This is a genomic window from Myxococcus sp. AB056 (assembly GCF_006547365.1).
GTDB classification, from domain to species: domain Bacteria; phylum Myxococcota; class Myxococcia; order Myxococcales; family Myxococcaceae; genus Myxococcus; species Myxococcus virescens.
The window spans coordinates 1-13,667 of sequence record NZ_VHLB01000013.1 but is presented as its reverse complement, the minus strand read 5'-3'; the positions used below and the strand labels follow the sequence as shown (position 1 = coordinate 13,667).

The window sequence follows — 13,667 nt, the reverse complement described above, 5'->3', positions numbered from 1 at the left end:
TCCAGCCACACTCCATCGGAAAAACCGAAGGACCCGGGCAAAATGCGACCGTGCTCCCTCTGTAGCTTGGGGGGCATACGGACAGTCAAAAACATCCCAAATGTTTGGGAAGTGGTTTTGAAGGCGATGGGTTTGGAACCGTCCCGGTTGGAAAAATCAAACACGGGGCTATGAGACCAGCCAGGCGTCACCGTCCCTGAGGGAGCTACTCCTCCCGACGGAAGGACGCGTCGAGCCAACTCCAGGCGATAGGCGCCTGGGGACTCGTCACCCTCATGCCTCAAGCAGTAAGGACGCCATTTTGACTCGGAATCGTTTTCTGTCCTCGACGTGTGGTGCGCTCTTCGCCCTGGCCGCCATCACGGCCTGTGGGAGTGAAGCTGGTAACGAGGATTCCAACGCGCCAGGGCGGACCGAGACCCCTGGCCAGTCTCCGCAGCTGCCTGCTCCCTCTCCGTCCGAGCAGACGCCCGGAGGCCAGACCCCTGGCACCCCGGAGCCTGGGGACTCTGACACTTCGCCGGAGGGGCCTGTCGCCACCACGCCGCCCGACGAGCCCTCGACCCATCCCGAGGACCCGTCGACCGAGCCCGAGCAGCCTGTCGAGTCGGGCGCGGACAAGTTCGGCGTGACGATGATCCACCCGTCCGTCGCCGGTGGTGAGCAGTGGTTCCTGGCTGACGACGCGATGTCCGACAGCCGCTTCGATCCGCAGGACGACCTCACGCGCAACTCGGACGGCTCCTGGAATCTCAAGAGCGACAAGGTGCGCATGAACGTCTTCACGTCCACCGGCTACAAGCCGAAAGAGATCGCCACGTATGACCGTGACGTGCTCGCCAGCCGTGGCTACATGCAGTCGCCGAATGACTGGAAGAACGTCGAGATGACGGGCTTCGTGAAGCTCAACTCCGCGTCCGATGAGTCCGACAACTTCGACATGTACGCGCGTGGCGGTAAGCACAACGACGACCACGAGGGCTGTGAGGGCAGCAGCTACAAGGGCGCGCTGCACTTCAATGGCCAGGCTCGTTTCCAGAAGGAGGCGTGGCACGTCTCCTACGAGCAGGCGCCGTACAAGAAGGTGACGGAGCCGCTGACGGGCCGCTGGGTTGGCTTCAAGACGGTGATGCGGAACACGCAGGTCAACGGCAAGGAGGCCGTGCACCTGGAGCTGTACCTCAACGATAACGCCGACAAGGTCTCCTGGGAGAAGGTCTACGACTTCGTGGACGCCGGTGACTGGGGCGGTGACGCCGAGCACTGCGGCGGCGCGGATGGCGCGATTCCGCTCACGTGGGGCGGCCCCATCGCCACGTTCCGTTGGGACAGCACCGACGACGTGGACTTCAAGTGGCTGTCCGTGCGTGAAATCGCGCCGGAGCAGTGAGCCGCTGACGCTTGGCGCGCCCGCTGAGCGGGAGCGCGCCTGAACAGCAGTCCGCAGTCCCACGAGGGCGTGGGGGATCCGACGAGGTCCTCCGCGCCCTTCGTGCGTCCATGGACGGGAAGGTCCACCTCCCGGGCGGGTGGCGCGTGTGGCTTCGGCCTCCCCACCTTGCGGGCGCCGACGCGCCAGCCAGCCGCCGGCAGCCTGTTTCGCCGGGGCTCGGCGCTCAGGCCGGCCCACTGGCTGTCAGAGAGGAAGACTTCCCATGCACATTACTTTCCTGGGCCACGCCGGGTTCGTCGTGGAGACGGCGGGGGCCATTGTCGTCATGGACCCGTGGCTGTCGTCCCGCGGGGCATTCGACTCGGCGTGGATGCAGCTGCCGTGCAACCACCACCTGGCGCCGCGCGTGCGGGAGAAGCTGGAGACGCCCGGCAAGGAGCGCTACCTCTACGTCAGCCACGAGCACAAGGACCACTTCGACCCGGAGTTCCTGGCCACCATCCGCCAGAGGGACTTCACGGTGCTGGTGCCGCGCTTCCACCGCTCCGAACTGCAGGACGTGTTCGCCAGGTATGGCTGCAAGCAGGTCATTGCCTGCGAGGACGGTCACGAGGTCCCCATCAAGGGCGGTTACGTGAAGCTGTTCGTGTCGGAGCAGGGGACCAACCGTGACTCCGCGGTGATGGTGCGCGGTGACGGGCAGTGCTTCCTCAACATCAACGACTGCAAGCTCCATGACCGGATGGGGCGCATCGTCGCGGAGGAGGGGCCCATCGACGTGTTCTCCGCGCAGTTCTCCGGGGCCATCTGGCATCCCACCTGTTACGAGTACCCGGCGGAGACCTACGCGGCCATCTCGCTGAAGAAGCGGGAGAGCAAGTTCGAGGCGGTGGCGCGCACGCTCGAGGTGCTTCATCCGCGGGCGTACATCGCGGCGGCCGGGCCCGCGGCCTTCCTGGACCCGGCGCAGTTCCACCTCAATTTCGAGAAGGTGAACATCTTCCCGAACGCGACGCAGCTCTTCGCTTTTCTGCGGCAGCGCCTGCCCCAGGGGAAGACGCGCTACCTGGAGCCGATGCCCGGGGACGTGCTGGACGCGAAGTCGCTGGAGTTCGTCTCACAGGTGGCCGAGCGGGTGACGCCGGAGAACCTGAAGGCGTACCTGCACGACTACGCGAAGCGGCAGGAGTCCGTGTTCCGTGAGCGGCGGCGCAACCTGCTCGTCGCGGAGGTGGCGGAGATTCACGAGCGGCTGCGCGTGGAGCTGCAGCGCAAGCTGGACCTCCTCGACCTGCATGAGCGCGTGGGCATGCCGCTCTACGTGGAGCTGACGGAGCTTCCGGAGAAGCTCTTGCGCGTGGACTTCAAGGCGCGCCGTGTCCACGTGGTGGCGGACATCCAGGAAGAGGTCCGCTACACGCTGAAGACGAGCGCGGCCGACGTGGGGCGCGTGTTGGACCGCAAGCTCACGTGGGAGGACTTCCTGCTGTCGTTCCGCCTGCGCCTGAGCCGCAACCCGGACGTGTACGAGCCGGTGCTGCACGGCTTCCTGGGCGTGGAGATCGAGGACATGCGCGAGTTCTGCGAGGGCATCCGCTCCACCGAGTCCCAGCGGGAGCGAACGGTGGTGGAGGCCGGTGGGCGGCGATTCTCCATCCAGCGCTTCTGCCCCCACCAGGGCGCCGACCTGTCCGAGGGCTGGGTGGAGGAGGGGCGCTACCTGGTGTGCCCGCGCCACCGTTGGCAGTTCGACCTGGAAGCCGGGGGCGTGTGCACGCAGAACACGTCCACGCTCTGCGCGGAGCTGCTGCCCGAGCGTGAGCAGGAGAAGCCCCAGACGCCGGCGGCGGACCCGCAGCCTCAACTGTAGTGCCGTGTCCCCTGGGCGCCGCGCAGTCTCCGTGGCGCTCAGGGGGGCGACGCAAGGCGCGGTGCCGGTGACGGCGTGCCCCTGTCGCGCCTCCCGGATGGGCCGTGGGCGTTCGGTGGGCTGGCGCGGAGGGTCCGCACCCTTCATTACGGCGGCGTGGAGAGCTGAAGACTCAGCCGAACGTTGTCCGAGCGCAGGCCCACCGGGGCATCCGGCGCGAGCGCCTCTTCGGGCACCTCGCCCGTCCACGCGAGCGTGTCGTCCGCCCAGACGCGGAGGACCTTGCCGTCGAGCTGGGCCCGCAGCGTGTGGGGCTCCCCTGGCGAGGGCGCTTCGAGCCGGACGTGCTGCTCGGGGCGCAGGATGGTGTAGCCCCGGTTTCCGCACTCGCGGCTGGTGTGCTGTCCCGGGTTGCGCTTGAAGTTGACGACGATGCCCGGCTTGGGGGCCATCCGCCACATCGCGTACAGCACGTTGCAGGCATCCACCGCGAAGAGCTTGAGACCCACCTGCTGGCGCTGCTCCCCCGAAGCCAGGGCCACCTGGTGCTCGGTGGGGCCTAACAGGGTGAAGCGCAGCGCCACGTTGCTCGTCGTGCTTCCAGGCACGATGGCGCGCATGCGCGGCCCGTCGACGAGGAGCTGCTCGCCGGGGCCGGGCTCCAGGCTCCCTTCAGTGACCTTCAGTCGGGACAATGGGACGCGCGTCAGCATGGGCCTGCCTTTCTTCCGGGGAGCCCCTGGGCGGCGCGGCTCATCCCGTTCCTTCGGAGTGAGGCGTGGCGCGACATCGCCATCCCGGCCTTCATTCGCTGGACTGGAGCCGGTGCCCAGCAGCGCGGCCAGGACGCCGCAGCCTACGAGCAGCCGGCGCGGCGTCACGGCGACCGGGCACCCAGGAAGGACTGAAGCGATTCCACATGGGCACGCAAATAGGCCTGCTCCGCGCGCAGGCGGGTGAGTTCCATCATCAGGTAGCCGCGGAAGCGGCGAACCTCCCGAGTCTGGAGCGCGTCCATGGACTGAAGCTGCGCTTCCAGGTCCGACACCAGGGTGCTCACCTCACGCAGCCGGCCCTCCTCGGTGCGGTGGACGGTGCGCAGCTCGGCGACCAGCTCGTTGATCCGCTGGGGTACGCCCGACACGTCGTCGAGCGTCGCGCGGCGGCGGCCCTCCCTCGCCCGTGCGTTGGCCGAGCCCTGCCACAGGTGGCCCAGATTGTAGGACAGCGTGAGCTGCCCAAAGAGGGGAAGGTCCTGGTCGACGTCAATGAGCTCGTCGTACCCACCGCGCAGGCTGACGCGCCAGGCGCGCGAGCGGCGCAGCGCACCGTTATACGACTCGAGCTGGTCATCCGCGGCTCGCAGCTCGTTCAGCACACTCTCCAGTCGCTGACCTTCTTGAATCCGAGGCCGTGCCGCCAGCCGCTCGCGAGCAATCTGGGTGTTGCTAGAGAGCTGACGCAGCCCATCCAGCCGGACCTGCACCGCGTTCAGCTCCTCCAGCGTCACCAGGCCTTGCTTCATGTCGTTGCGAAGCGACGTGAGCAGCGCCTCTGCGTTGGGTAGCTCCTTCTCCAGAACGCGAGCTCGAGCCTCCAGCGCGGCCTGTTCGCCCAGGCCGCTGCCCTGGCGGATGGCGGACTCCAGCACCGTTATCGCCCGCTGACGGCGGCAGTCCGCCTCCGCGCGCTTGTGGATGGCTCGACCGCGGTAGAGGCCCACGAGGTCGTACATCAACCCCGCCGTCACACGCGGGGTCGGATCACCCAGCGGCGTGGTACCAGCGCCGCCGCTGGCTTCGCCCGCGTTGACCACGCCGAAGGCCCCGAACAGCTCGGGCGCCAGTTCGAGCGCGGCCTCCGCGCTGCCCACGCCGCGGACGAAGTCGCAGTAACCGGCGGCCCGGTCCTCGCTGGAAGGCGACGTGAGTTCTCCCGCGGGAGGAGGCGCCGGCTGGGCCAGCGCCAGGCGCGCGGCAAGTGACAGCAATGCGCCACAAGTGACGGTCATCCGCATGGTCGAGTGTCTCCGGCTCAGAGGCCGTCTCCAGTCAAAGGGTGGTGGGACTCACAGCAGCAGCGGCGGCCGGCCCAGGTGGAGCAGGTCTTCCCGGGCGGAAGGCGCGTCCGTCAGTTGGACCTCCACCATGACGCCGCGGAGCATGTACTGGCGGATGGGGTGCTTGAGGGACACCTCGCCCTCGAGCACGCGCCCGATGACGCCCACCTCGTGGCACCAGAAGACCTTGGCCGCGCACGAGTACAACGGCGTGCCCTGCTCGGCGTTCGGGATGTTCTCGTACGGGACGAATGCGACGGTGAGGTCCTTCTCAATAGCCTTGAGGTACGGCGACGCACGCAGCGACGCAATCAGCGTGTCGTAGCGCAGGGCCACCTCGTCCAGGGCGGCCAGGTCCGTCTGGAGGCTCTTCAGCGTCGCCTCCGCGCGGGCCTGCTCCAGGACGGAGTGCGTGTACTCGCGCTCCAGCAGCAGCACGTCGGACGTCATGCCCTGGGGCGTCTCGTTCTTGCCCATCCCGGACTGCACCGCCGAGAGGCCGGCAATCTCACGCTGGAGCGAATCCAGCCGCGTCTCCAGGTCCGCCGAGGACTGCGCCAGTGACAGGTTGCTCTGCGCCAGCTGCGCCAGGTGGTGGTTGATGGTGAGCTTCTCCTCCTGCTCCATCAGGCGCGCGTCATACAGCGCGTCGGTGCGCGTGCGCGCCAGTCCGGCGAAGGCACGGTTGGACTGGAGAATCTCCGCCCGGGCGTTGCTGTACTCACGGCGCAGCAACGACAGCCGCTGTGCCACCCGGTCCTTGGCGTCGCGCTCGCCACGCAGGGCGACGAGGAAGCGCTGCTGGAACGCGCGCTCCGCGGCGACGGTGCGCTCGGCGTCGGAGATGCGGTTCTCCACCGACCGCCGGTCCGACAACACGTGGTCGCGCGCGGACGTCTGCGCGGCCACCTGCGTGTTGAGCGTGAGAATCTGTGGGTCCGTCGGCGAGATGACCGTGGGGGTCACCCAGCTGCGGCTCACCAGGAAGAAGCCCTGAACGGACAGGAAGGACACCAGCCCGAGCATGATGAGCGCGAGCAGCAGGGAACCGATGAACTTGTAGGCAGAGACGGCGATGCTGTTGACGCGATTGGCGACGCGTTGGTTCATGGCGTAGTGCCCTCACCAGCATGGGTGGGAGGAAAGCGGCCCCCGGAGTCGACTGGCGACGTCTCGGGAGCGGCGCTGGCGCTGCCCCGCGTCTCCCAGCTCCCCGAGTCCAGCGTCAGCAGTGCCAGCGGTGTGAAGAGCGCGTACGTCACCGGCATCAGCAGGGCCATGGGCAGGAAGCTGGCGCCGTGGACTCGCCGGTCCGCGGAAAGGTGTCGGGTTTCGACTCGATAGATGACCCCGAGCAAGCCGATGACCAGGAAGTGGAAGGCGAGGATGTCCCAGAACTCGCCGGTCAGGACGTTGTGCACGATGACCAGTGGGTAGGAGAGGAGCAGCGCGAGCTGTGACACGTAGTGGACCGCGACGACCGGGTGGAGCCGCCAGGCGTGTGACAGGCCGCCCAGCAGGTCCACCAGGTTGGAGCGGCGCCACCGGAGCTGCTGGGAGAAGTACCCGGCCAGCGTCGACGGTGCGGCGGTGAAGCAAAAGGCGTCCAGCGTGTAGACCGTCTCGTAGTCGTGCTTGACGATCTGGCGCGTGAGGAACCGGTCCTCGCCGTACTTGATGGGGATGCCCGCGATGGCGCGCGCCTCGAGGATGGGCTCCAGCTCCAGCAGCACGTGGCGGCGGTAAGCGGTGAGGCAGCCCGACAGGCACATCACCTGGCGGAAGCTGCGCTCCAGGTCCTTGAGCCACTCCTGGGCGAAGTGGAACTTGATTTCAATCATCCGCGTCATCCAGTTCTGATGACGGTTCGTCACGTAGGTTCGGCCGCCCACCGCGGCGATGCGCGGGCTGACGAAGCGGCGCACCAGCTGGCGGACTGCGGCCTTGTCGACGATGACGTCCGAGTCCACCGACACGATGATTTCCGCGTCTGTGGCGGCCTTCACCGCGCGGTTGATGCCCTTGCGCTTGCCCATGTTCTCCGGGTTGCGCATGACGATGACGTTGGGATTTCCCTCCGCCGCCTTCAGTGCCCAGGCGTAGCTGTCGTCCTTGGAGCAGTCATCCACCACCACGATTTGCAGCAGGTGGCTGGGATAGTCCTGCTCCAGAAGACTTCGAACGCCGTGGTAGATGCCTTCGCCTTCGTTGAACAGCGGGATGACGATGGCGACGCGCGGCAGGTAGGTGTCGTCGACTCTGTCGAACTTCCGCCCCTTCAGGCGCCGTAGCAATGGCCCGAGGACATAGCGGTTCATCAGAACCACCATGAAAAGTAACTGAATTGGAAAGAGCTCCATCCGTCCCTGCCCCCCGTCACGCCACGAGCCGCCCTCGTCGCGACCCCACCTGCCGCCGCGAACCCCAACACGAGCGAGCGAAAGGTTGGCGGGGGCAACGGTGTGTGCCATCTGCCTCAAGGGTCAGAGACAGTGGCCATCAGTGGCCATGCCACGCAGAAGCACGCAGGAGCGAACAGGCGGCGGTGGTAGAAAGGGGGCATGCCGACAGACTTCCAGCCCCTCGCGCTGCGTCCAGATGAGGTCCATGTATGGATTGTCGAGCCCGAGCGCATCGACGACCGGCGCCTCCTGGATGCCTACTGGGGGCTGTTGGACGCGAAGGAGCGCGACAAGCAGCAGCGCTTCCGCTTCGAGCGGCACCAGCGCCAGTACCTGGTGAGCCATGCGCTGGTGCGGCTGACGCTGTCGCGCTACGCGCCGGTGGCGCCGGAGGCCTGGGCCTTCGACACCAACACGTACGGCCGGCCGGTGGTGCGGGGGGAGTGGGGCCCGAAGCTGCGCTTCAACCTGTCCCATACGGACGGCATGGCGCTGGTGGCGGTGGGCTGGGACGCGGAGCTGGGCGCGGACGTGGAGGACGCGCAGCGGAAGGGGGAGACGGTGGAGATCGCCGACCACTACTTCGCCGCGTCGGAAGTGGCGGCGCTGAAGGCCCTGCCGGCGGAGCGGCACCGGGAGCGCTTCTTCGAGTACTGGACGCTGAAGGAGTCCTACATCAAGGCGCGGGGCGCGGGGCTGTCACTGCCGTTGGACCAGTTCGCCTTCCACCTGGAGCCGGGACAGGCGCCGCGCATCTCCTTCGACCCGCGGATGCAAGATGTGCCGGAGGCGTGGCAGTTCGTTCAGTTGCGCCCGTCGGAGCGGCACCAGGCGGCGGTGGCGGTGAACCGGCCCCGTGAGCAGCCGCTGACGGTGCGCTGGCAATTCACGGTGCCGCTGGCCGGGGACACGCCGCCCCGGTTCCAGGCGGCGTAGACGGCGGGCTCAGGGCGCGCGGCCCATCCACCGGTTCAGGTCCTCGCTGATGTGCGCGAGGAGGGCGTCCCGCTGCGACTTGATGAAGAAGTGGCCGCCAGGGAAGAGGCGGACGCGGACGTCCTCGCTCCGCGTCTCGTCGCGCCAGCGCTCCAGGTTCGCGGTGGGGACGTGCTTGTCCTCGGGCGAGCCGACGACGGAGATGGGGACCTCCAGCTTCGCGGGCTGGGGGCCGTCCTCCGTGAAGGCGATGCCAAAGTCGGCGCGCAGCATGGGCATCACCAGCTCCAGCAGCTCGCGGTGCTGGAAGATCTCCTCGGGCGTGCCGTCGTAGCGTCGCAGCTGCGCGATGAACTCCGGTTCAGGCAGGTGGTGGATGGGCTCGCGGGTGTTGACGGACGGCGGCCCGGCGGCCCCCAGGAACAGGCCCACGGGGCGCGGGCCATTGCGGGCCTGGAGGCGCCTGGCGAGCTCCAGGGAGATGCGAGCGCCCATGCTGTAGCCGAAGAAGGCGAAGGGCCGGTCCAGCAGCGGCGCGATGGCGGGCAGCAACGCGTCCACCAGGGCAGGCAGGCTGCCAATGGGCTTCTCGGACAGGCGGCGCTCGCGCCCGGGGAGCTGGACGGGGCACAGCTCCACACCCGCCGGCAGGCCCTGGCTCCACTGGTTGTAGATGGCCACGCTGCCACCGGCGTACGGCAGGCAGAACAGCCGCAGCCGCGGGTCCGTCAACGGCTTCCGGGTGGGGAACCAGCGGTCGGGGGCATGAGGGCTCGAGTTGGACGCGCTTTGCATGACGTGAAGGCTCTGTCGCATGGCCACGGAAAACGGGTCAAGTCCCGGAGGCCGCGTGGCGTGTTAGCGTTTCGGGGACGCGCAGGGGCGTCATTCTGGAGTCACCATGGGGCGTTCCGCGGGCTTCATACTCTGGCTGACAGGTCTGTCAGGCGCGGGCAAGAGCACCTTGTCCCGTGCCCTGCGCGCGCACCTGGCCTCGTCGATGCCCGTGGAGGTGCTGGACGGAGATGAGGTGCGCACCTGGCTGTCCCGCGGACTGGGCTTCACCCGCGAGGACCGCGAGGAGAACGTGCGCCGCATCGGTCATGTTGCCCGGCTGCTGGCGAAGCACGGGGTGGGCGTCATCGCCGCGGCCATCTCGCCCTATGCGAGCTCGCGCGCCGAGGTGCGCCGGCTGGCCGAGGAGGCGGGCATCCCCTTCATGGAGATCTTTGTCCAGGCGCCTCTGGACGTGCTCATCGCCCGGGACGTGAAGGGGCTCTACAAGAAGGCGCTGGCCGGCGAGCTGGCGCACTTCACCGGCGTGTCGGACCCCTATGAGGCGCCTGACGCGCCCGACGTCACCGTCCGCTCGGATGTGGACACCGTGGAGGCGGGCCTGTGGCGCGTGTTGGAGACGCTGCGAAAGCGGGGCCTGCTCGACGCCGCCGCGGCGGCGTGAAGCGCGTCCCCGAGGTGGCGGAAGGTCCGCGCACCTCGGGGGAGCCGAGGCGCGGACTCAGGCGAGGATGCGCTCCATCTTCACGTAGGGGCGCTCGGCCTGGATGCCCTTCGTGCGGCAGTGCTCCAGGAACTTGTTCGACTCGACAATCTGAGGGGCCTTGTCGTCGTAGACGAGGATCATCACGTGGCGCAGCCACGGCTCCTGGCCCATGGCGTAGACGTAGACCTCCTTGGGCGACAGGTAGTTGGTGATTTCGATGGCGCGAGCGCTGTCGGAGCCGTTGAGCCGGCGGGCCTGGTCCATCTTCCGGGGCAGGGGATTGCACAGCAGCGGGCCGTACATCCAGCTCATCGGGCCGCCTTCGCACTCCATGCCGAGGAACAGCACGTCGATGGTGCCGACGATGTCGCGCAGGTGCTGGTACATGCGCGGCTCGATGGCGTTGGAGTCCGCGGCCATCAGCATGGACTTGCCGCCCAGGCGCACCAGGTGCGCCGTCTTGGCCTGGATGGCCAGGTCGCTGTGCTCGCCCAGGAAGGGCAGGCCAGTGATGGAGCCGCCCGGCACGGGAATCTCCTGGAGGTCGTCAATCTCCACCACGTTCTTGAAGCCGTTGTGGTGGAGCATCAGCCGCAGCGACGGGTCCGCCAGCGAGTTGCCGTTGTTGCGCGGGACGATGATGCAGCCCACCCGGTGCCGCAGCTGGATGAGTGTCTCCATCATCAGGTGGTCTGCGTGGCCGTGCGTGAGGACCACGTAGTCGATGCGCTCGGGCAGGTCGGAGTGGGTGAAGCGGGGGAGGTCCGTGGGGAACTCGTAGCTGATGACGGGGTCGGTGAGGATGCTGACGTCCTTCGTCTCCAGCAGCACGCAGGCGTGGCCGAAGTAGCGCACGCGCACACCCTCACCGGTGTAGCGCTCCGTGCGGCGGGGCTCGACGTCGGTGAAGAGCGCGGCGAAGGCGTCCGCGGCGGAGGCGGGCACGCCGAGCATCTCCGCGACCTGTCCGGGCGAGCCCGGCGTGTGGCGCATGCGGAAGAGGGCGTCCAGGCCTTCGTGCTTGTAGGGGACGCGCAGCCACAGGGGCGTGTCCTCCTCCAGGCGGGGCGTGCTGAAGATGTAGGGCCGCCAGTCGCCGTCCACCTGCATGAGCGTCACGCTCTGCGAGGACTCCTTGTGAAAGGGGCTGCGGTACAGGAGCGGCTCGATGTACCGCGCGCTGGCGCGGTTGCTGAGGTCATACGTGAGCTCCACGTAGCCGCGGAGGATGTCGGGCACCTTGGCGTAGAGGCCCTCCAGGGAGCCGCCGTTGTTGGGCGCCATGAGCTGCTCCAGCTCGGCCACCGCCTTGGTGTACGCGAGCATGTTGGCCTGCTCCTTCTGCGTCCGCTCCAGGAGCTCCTTCACGCGCGGGGCCTTCGCCGCCGGGTGGTTGATGAACGGGCCGCCCATCAGCATCGGGTTCTTCAGGGCCGCCACGTGCACGTCCGGGTTCGCCACGAAGGACTGCATCAGCTTCTGGTGCAGGTTCGTCACGAACAGCGGGGCGGTCGCCGGAGACAGCAGGTACCACCACGCGTACCACTGATTGTAGAGCGGCTCGATGGCGACGTTCGGCTTGAGGTACATGGGGCGGTCCAGCATGGCGGTCTCCTCCGAGCGAGGTCCGGAAAACGTCGGGAAATTGGCAAACTTGGAGCCCGTAGATACACGGATTCGAAGGGTGATGCACGAGGCCAACACGGCGCATCTTTTGCGTTAGCTCAACCTTGCGAGCATCCGGGCGTATCCCTTTCATCGTGCAACTCAAGCAAGGAGCGTCCCGATGAAGGCAGCTTGGAATGTTGTGCTGACCCTGATGGTGGGAGTGGCCGTGGGCTGTGGCGTTGGCGCCATGGATTCGGAGGATGCGCAGGATGAGGCGCTCGCCACGACGGAAGCCACGCTCGCGGTCTGTGGAGATGGTGTCTGCGAAATCGGCGAGCGGCTGAGCTGTCCCGTTGATTGCCCACGTGGCGAGTTCTGTGGAAACGGCGCGTGCTGTCCTGGGGAGACGGCCCGGACCTGTCCCGAGGATTGCACGCAGGGTGACCCAGGGCGTTACTGCTACCGGGGACACTGAGAGTCCCTGCCGGGTTCTCCACGGACGCGCGAGCAGCGGGGTTCCCGTTGCCCGCGCGCCGTTCCGCCGTGTCAGGTCGTGCGGGGCGTTTTCGCTACATCGCGAAGCAGCCGTAGACCTTCTCGTAGTAGGAGGTCTTCGTGCCGTTGAGGACCGTCTCTGGCGTGCTGCAGCCGCAGAGGAGCTCACCGACCTTGGTGACCTTCGCGGGTTCCGCGTAGTACGTGATGACGTAGTCCCGGCCGGTGATGTCACGACAGGGGATCGCCTGGGCCTCCGTTTCGAGCCCGGCGGCGGCCTCTTCTTCGATGCCGCCACAGCCCGTCATCAGCCCTACTGCCAGGAGTCCCACCATGATGCCGGTACGCATGTATTCCCCTTTTGTGAGAACGTGATGCGTCCCCAGGATAACCAGAGAACGATGCAATGGCACGTGGGGGCAGCGGAGTGGCTGGTGCTGAACGGCAACCTGGCCTACGTCCGGATGGTGTTCCCGATATTGCTGGGTGACAGGAGATTGAGGACCACCGTCTCTGGCACGTGTCGGTGGGGGAGGTGCTTAATGGCTACTGATTTAGAAGTTCTTAAGGAGGAACTCGACAAGTGGCGTAACCGCTTCAATCTGGGCTGCCGCATATGGAGCGCCGCGTATCATGTCACAGCCTATGGGGCGGTCATCTCGGGGGCCTTCGCGACCTATTTGGCACAACAGTCGAACTTCTCTTTCTGGGGGGCCGAGCAACGAGATCTTACTTCTCTCTTCTCATTGCTAACGACGATCCTGGCGGCGACGAGCGCAACAGGAGGATTCGAGCGGAAATGGCGCTCCTCTCGGTTGAATCGGAGTCGCATTGATATGCTGCAACTCAGTCTGAAGATGTCGGCGCCTGAGTTGCTAGTAATTCGCTCCGATCTGCAGAAGCTTGTCAAGGAGCACGACGTGTCTGTCCTAGGATTGCGAGGAGCGGGCTCGGACGAAGCACCAAGTTAGTCCGCTGACCGGGTGGTGATTAGCGAACAGTCTCCCGCATGATCTCCTAAACGCCCGATCACGAATCTCGCACGCACTCAGGCGGCGCGCCGCAGATGGACCTTGCGGAGGATAGGACTGGCACGACGCTGGGCGTTGCGAGCGTGCAGGTAGGCATGGACGCGCCGCATCAGCTTCTGGAGGGGGCGGCAGCGATGGTTGCGGGTGACGTTGGAGTGGAGGTCCAGCCAGACGCGCTCAATGCGATTGGCGTCCGGGCAGTAAGGCGGCAGGAAGTGGAGGACAATCCTGCCGTCGAGTTGCTTGAGCGCCTTCTTCGTCTTCTTGCTGCTGTGGATGGAGGCGTTGTCCAAGATGAGGTGGATTCGTGGGGCGCCACGGTACTCACCGCAGATGCGCCAAAGGAGTTGGATGAAGAGTGAGCTGGCCTTC

Annotated in this window: 13 protein-coding genes; 5 read left to right on the top strand and 8 right to left on the bottom strand. The window is 66.9% G+C overall.

Going from position 1 to position 13,667, the window contains the following annotated elements:
- Positions 1 to 301 precede the first annotated feature (301 nt).
- Both FMP39_RS08455 and FMP39_RS08450 read left to right on the top strand, forming a co-directional pair.
- On the top strand, positions 302 to 1,390 hold the full coding sequence (locus FMP39_RS08455; RefSeq protein WP_141589455.1) for a carbohydrate-binding protein: 1,089 nt from the start codon (positions 302 to 304) through the stop codon (positions 1,388 to 1,390).
- Between the two features lie 265 nt (positions 1,391 to 1,655).
- Complete coding sequence (locus tag FMP39_RS08450; RefSeq protein ID WP_141589454.1) at positions 1,656 to 3,263, top strand: Rieske 2Fe-2S domain-containing protein; 1,608 nt, start codon at positions 1,656 to 1,658, stop codon at positions 3,261 to 3,263.
- Positions 3,264 to 3,409: 146 nt separating this feature from the next.
- On the opposite strand, the gene FMP39_RS08445 is transcribed toward FMP39_RS08450, so the two are convergent.
- The 4 genes from FMP39_RS08445 to FMP39_RS08430 form a co-directional block, all read right to left on the bottom strand.
- Positions 3,410 to 3,976, bottom strand: a complete 567-nt coding sequence (locus FMP39_RS08445; RefSeq protein ID WP_228557801.1) for a hypothetical protein — start codon at positions 3,974 to 3,976, stop codon at positions 3,410 to 3,412.
- A gap of 164 nt (positions 3,977 to 4,140) precedes the next feature.
- On the bottom strand, positions 4,141 to 5,280 hold the full coding sequence (locus tag FMP39_RS08440) for a hypothetical protein (RefSeq protein WP_141589452.1): 1,140 nt from the start codon (positions 5,278 to 5,280) through the stop codon (positions 4,141 to 4,143).
- A 51-nt stretch (positions 5,281 to 5,331) separates the two neighbouring features.
- On the bottom strand, positions 5,332 to 6,432 hold the full coding sequence (locus FMP39_RS08435; RefSeq protein ID WP_141589451.1) for a hypothetical protein: 1,101 nt from the start codon (positions 6,430 to 6,432) through the stop codon (positions 5,332 to 5,334).
- A complete protein-coding gene (locus tag FMP39_RS08430) occupies positions 6,429 to 7,682 on the bottom strand; it encodes a glycosyltransferase family 2 protein (RefSeq protein ID WP_141589450.1) in 1,254 nt (417 codons plus the stop codon). The genes FMP39_RS08435 and FMP39_RS08430 overlap by 4 nt, the downstream gene beginning before the upstream one ends.
- A gap of 201 nt (positions 7,683 to 7,883) precedes the next feature.
- Between FMP39_RS08430 and FMP39_RS08425 the strand changes: the two genes are divergently transcribed.
- A complete protein-coding gene (locus FMP39_RS08425) occupies positions 7,884 to 8,660 on the top strand; it encodes a 4'-phosphopantetheinyl transferase superfamily protein (protein ID WP_141589449.1) in 777 nt (258 codons plus the stop codon).
- A gap of 9 nt (positions 8,661 to 8,669) precedes the next feature.
- Here FMP39_RS08425 and FMP39_RS08420 read toward each other — a convergent pair whose 3' ends face one another.
- Positions 8,670 to 9,455: a thioesterase II family protein gene (locus FMP39_RS08420; protein WP_225888916.1), complete on the bottom strand. Its 786-nt coding sequence runs from the start codon at positions 9,453 to 9,455 to the stop codon at positions 8,670 to 8,672.
- A gap of 106 nt (positions 9,456 to 9,561) precedes the next feature.
- Between FMP39_RS08420 and cysC the strand changes: the two genes are divergently transcribed.
- The gene (cysC, locus tag FMP39_RS08415; protein ID WP_141589447.1) at positions 9,562 to 10,119 is read left to right on the top strand and encodes an adenylyl-sulfate kinase; all 558 of its coding nucleotides are present in this window, start codon (positions 9,562 to 9,564) and stop codon (positions 10,117 to 10,119) included.
- A 57-nt stretch (positions 10,120 to 10,176) separates the two neighbouring features.
- Here the strand turns inward: cysC and FMP39_RS08410 are convergent, their stop codons facing one another.
- Both FMP39_RS08410 and FMP39_RS08400 read right to left on the bottom strand, forming a co-directional pair.
- Entirely contained in the window at positions 10,177 to 11,766 is a 1,590-nt protein-coding gene (locus FMP39_RS08410) for an MBL fold metallo-hydrolase (protein ID WP_141253440.1), read from the bottom strand.
- A 572-nt stretch (positions 11,767 to 12,338) separates the two neighbouring features.
- Positions 12,339 to 12,614: a hypothetical protein gene (locus tag FMP39_RS08400; protein WP_020478315.1), complete on the bottom strand. Its 276-nt coding sequence runs from the start codon at positions 12,612 to 12,614 to the stop codon at positions 12,339 to 12,341.
- Positions 12,615 to 12,635: 21 nt separating this feature from the next.
- Here FMP39_RS08400 and FMP39_RS08395 point away from each other — a divergent pair, with 21 nt between their 5' ends.
- Positions 12,636 to 13,235 (top strand): hypothetical protein, encoded by a 600-nt coding sequence (locus FMP39_RS08395; RefSeq protein ID WP_194858298.1) that lies wholly within the window; start codon positions 12,636 to 12,638, stop codon positions 13,233 to 13,235.
- A gap of 77 nt (positions 13,236 to 13,312) precedes the next feature.
- Here the strand turns inward: FMP39_RS08395 and FMP39_RS08390 are convergent.
- Positions 13,313 to 13,667 (bottom strand): transposase (locus FMP39_RS08390; protein ID WP_194858297.1); only part of this gene is annotated, 355 nt, incomplete at its 5' end.

What these genes read in the sequence shown, in the direction of transcription:
- cysC (WP_141589447.1), top strand. Translation starts at nt 9,562, where the DNA reads ATGGGGCGTTCCGCGGGCTTCATACTCTGGCTGACAGGTCTGTCAGGC.
- FMP39_RS08450 (WP_141589454.1), top strand. Translation starts at nt 1,656, where the DNA reads ATGCACATTACTTTCCTGGGCCACGCCGGGTTCGTCGTGGAGACGGCG.
- FMP39_RS08440 (WP_141589452.1), bottom strand. Translation starts at nt 5,280, where the DNA reads ATGCGGATGACCGTCACTTGTGGCGCATTGCTGTCACTTGCCGCGCGC.
- FMP39_RS08435 (WP_141589451.1), bottom strand. Translation starts at nt 6,432, where the DNA reads ATGAACCAACGCGTCGCCAATCGCGTCAACAGCATCGCCGTCTCTGCC.
- FMP39_RS08410 (WP_141253440.1), bottom strand. Translation starts at nt 11,766, where the DNA reads ATGCTGGACCGCCCCATGTACCTCAAGCCGAACGTCGCCATCGAGCCG.
- FMP39_RS08425 (WP_141589449.1), top strand. Translation starts at nt 7,884, where the DNA reads ATGCCGACAGACTTCCAGCCCCTCGCGCTGCGTCCAGATGAGGTCCAT.
- FMP39_RS08400 (WP_020478315.1), bottom strand. Translation starts at nt 12,614, where the DNA reads ATGCGTACCGGCATCATGGTGGGACTCCTGGCAGTAGGGCTGATGACG.
- FMP39_RS08445 (WP_228557801.1), bottom strand. Translation starts at nt 3,976, where the DNA reads ATGCTGACGCGCGTCCCATTGTCCCGACTGAAGGTCACTGAAGGGAGC.
- FMP39_RS08420 (WP_225888916.1), bottom strand. Translation starts at nt 9,455, where the DNA reads ATGCAAAGCGCGTCCAACTCGAGCCCTCATGCCCCCGACCGCTGGTTC.
- FMP39_RS08430 (WP_141589450.1), bottom strand. Translation starts at nt 7,682, where the DNA reads ATGGAGCTCTTTCCAATTCAGTTACTTTTCATGGTGGTTCTGATGAAC.